The organism is Mycobacterium sp. (genome assembly GCF_052145595.1).
Taxonomy (GTDB): domain Bacteria; phylum Actinomycetota; class Actinomycetes; order Mycobacteriales; family Mycobacteriaceae; genus Mycobacterium.
This window is the reverse complement of record NZ_JBKQOI010000299.1, coordinates 1-3551: the sequence shown is the minus strand read 5'-3', so window position 1 is coordinate 3551 and position 3551 is coordinate 1. Positions and strand designations below refer to the sequence as shown.

The following is a 3551-nucleotide window of genomic DNA, read 5'->3' as shown; positions in this document are numbered from 1 at the left end:
GCGTCGGTCACGTAGGCATAACGGGCATGTCGCTTTTGGGTCAAGTAAAAATTTTTGGGTTTGGCGTAATCCGGCTCGGGTCACCGGGCGTCACTTAGGTGGAAGACCCGGGAAACAGCGATCCGGGTCTTCTGGCCGTTGTGCATGGTTCTGGCCTATTTGCGGTGGTATTGCACCGCGTAGGTCTTCTGGAGGGGTGGCGAGTTTGGTGGGGAATTCCGTTGCAGGACGCAGGCGCCGTGGTGTGAGATGGCTGGGTCTGAGCCTGGCCGCGGTGCTTTCGGCCGCTGGGATGGCGGCTGCTGGTGCGGGGTCTGCGGCCACGGTTGCCGCGGCGGCCACGGCGCCCACGCTGGACCTGAAGGTCCTGCTGATCGGGAGCGGGTCGGCTGATCCCACGACGGGGGCCTGGGAGGCGGCACTGTCCAGCGAGGGCGTGCCCTACACCGAGGTCACCGCGGCGGGCGCGATCGGCTCGGAGACGGTGACCTTGCCGGCGCTGACCACCAGTACCACTACCGGTAACTTCAACGGCGTGGTGATCGCCGATGCCCCGGCGGACTTCGCCGCCGGGCAGCTGACCGCCCTGTACAGCTACGAGTCCACCTTTAACGTGCGCCAGGTGGACGGTTACGCGTACCCCACCACCACCACGGGCCAGCTCGACGTGAGCGGGGGGGCGCTGGACGGCACGACCGGGACGCTGACCGCCGCGGGGCTGGCTGCCTTCCCCGAGCTGAAGGGCCCGGTCCCGTTCGATACCGGCACTTACGGCTACTGGTCCACGGTGACCGCCGGGGCGCCGTTCACGCCGCTGATCACCAATACAGCCGGGGTGCTGGCCGGGGTGTACCAGCATCCGTCCACTGATCCGCAGGCGGGGGTGTCGGAGCTGGCGCTCAACTTCGACTACAACGCGAGCCAGCTGCAGTGGCTGCTGCTGGCGCCGGGGCTGATCAACTGGGTGACTCAGGGCACCCACCTGGGCTTGTACCGTAACTACTTCGGCCAGGACATCGACGACAACTTCATCGCCGACAATGAGTGGAGCTCGGCGCTCCAGTGCACCCCGGCGGCCACCAACCCGCCGGATTACACCTGCCCGGTCGCGGACCAGGGGATTACACAGGGAACCGGTGCCGCGCCGCCGGACCAGCAGATGAGCGCGGCCGACGTGGCGTACGTGGCCAACTGGGAGCAGACGACCGGGATCAAGCTGAACCTGGCGTTCAACGCGGTCGGCGCGTGCACGTCGACGTCGGGGACCCCGTCGAATGCGAACTGCACCGGCAGTGTCACCGACAGCGGCGGCACGTTCACCGATCCTGGCTACGTCGCGAACTCCGGCTATCCCGAGGATCAGGGGCTGGTCAATGCACTGCTCGCCGATAAGGCCGATTTCAACTGGATCACTCACACCTGGTCGCACCTGTTCCTGGGCTGCACGGTCTGGCAGCCCCAGGCGCTGACCTCGGTCACGCCCAGCACCTCTGGCGGGACCTTGGCGGCCGGCTCCTACAGCTATGAGATCACCGCAGCGACCGCGTACGGGGAGTCGGAGCCTTCCACCCCCCAGTCGGTCACCGTGGGCGCTAATGGGTCGGTCACCCTGGCCTGGCCCGATGCCACCAACGGCACCGGCACCGGCGGTACTGCCGGGCCGTCGCTGGCTACGCTGAAGTCGGAGTTCGGCGGCGGGACCGGCTTCTGGGGGTACAACGTCTACCGGGAGAACCCGAGCTCGACCACCTACGGGCTGGTCGGCCAGGTGCCCGAGAGCACCGGAGCTACCTACAGCTTCACCGACACCGGGTTTGCCGCGGGAGGCGCGCCCGGGTCGAGTTCCACCTATCCGTCGGCCACCGACCCCGGCATCGACTGCTCCAGCGCCGCCGGCAGCTGGTTGCCGGCCACCAGCACCACGGCTGACTCCTCCATCGAGCAGGAGATCGGCCTGGACCAGGCCTTCGCTGCGGCCAACGCCCTCCCCAACTACACCCCGGCCGCGGTGGTGACCGGGGAGCACTCCGGGCTGGAGAACCCGAACATGACGGCCGCGCTGGCCGGCACCGGGGTCACCACGTTCGCCCAGGACGGCTCGCGGCAGCCGACGCAGTACGCGCTGGGGGCCGCGCTCGGCGCGCCCCGCTACCCGAGCAACATCTACTACAACGCGGCCAACTGGCCCGACCAGCTCAACGAGTACAACACCTTGTATGTCAAGTCGGGCGTCTCGATCGGCAACGGCGAGACCGGGCACTGCGGCGGAGACACCTCGACCTCGACCTGCCTCAGCGCGCCGCTGACCGAGGCCGGGCTGCTGGCGGTCGAGTCCCGGATCATGCTGGGCCACGTGCTGGATAACAACCCGCGGGTCGGCTACGCCCACCAGACCAACCTGATCGGCCCGGCCACCCAGGGCACCGCGGACTACGGCTACACGATCCTGGACCTGATCAGCAACATGCTGAGCCAGTACAATGCCTGGTACAACACCAACTCCCCGGTGGCCCAGATGACCGACGTCACCGAGGCGCAGACCCTGGCCGAGCAGGGCGCGTGGGCCACAGCCGAGAGCGGCGGCAACTACACCGCCAGCATCACCAATGGTACGGTCACCGTCACCAACAGCGGCTCGGCGGTGAACGTCCCGATCACCGTGCCGGCCGGTACCACGGTCAACGGCGCGGCGTTCGGCACAGCCTACGGCGGCCAGCTGTCCGCCTGGGTGAACCTCGCCACCGGGGCGACGGAGACCCTGACCGAGACCGTCCTTCCGTCCCCGTGGTCTGATTCGGATGTGGGGAGCCCGGCTGTGCCCGGGTCGGCTTCGTACTCGTACGCGAACGGGGTCTTCACCGTCAACGGCTCCGGCGCCGATATCTGGGGGGGCACCGATCAGTTCAATTACGTGTCGCAGCCGCTGACCGGCAATGCCAGCATCGTGGCGCGGGTGACGTCGCAGTCTGACACTGATCCGTGGGCGAAGGCCGGCGTGATGATCAAGCAGTCCACGGCCATCGGCTCGTCCTATGCGCTGCTGGGCGTGACGCCCGGCAATGGCATCGCCTTCCAGTACGGCTATAACACTCAGGTGGCGGGCGGGAGCTATACCTTCCCCAACGCGTGGCTGAAGCTGACCCGGACCGGGAATACGATTACCGCGTTCTCCTCGGCCGATGGCACCACCTGGGCCCCGGTCGGGGCGACGACGATCTCGTTGACCGACCCGGTCACCATCGGCATCTTCAATTGCGCCCACAGTGCCAGCGCGCTGGGCACGGCCACTTTCGATAACGTGAGTGTTACCGCGGGTGGCTCCAGTGCGGTGCCGTCGCCGTGGGCGGATGCGGATGTGGGGAGCCCGGCTGTGGCGGGGTCGGCGTCGTACGCCAGCGGTGTCTTCACCGTCAACGGCTCCGGTGCTGATATCTGGGGGGGCAGCGATCAGTTCAATTACGTGTCGCAGCCGCTGACCGGCAATGCCAGCATCGTGGCGCGGGTGACGTCGCAGTCCGACACTGATCCGTGGGCGAAGGCCGGGGTGATGA

General features: G+C 67.6%; 1 protein-coding gene. It reads left to right on the top strand.

Annotated features, from left to right (window positions below; genetic code table 11):
- Positions 1-244: 244 nt before the first annotated feature.
- Positions 245-3551 (top strand): Agd3-related carbohydrate-binding protein (locus ACLP4W_RS25475; protein ID WP_442390166.1); only part of this gene is annotated, 3307 nt, incomplete at its 3' end.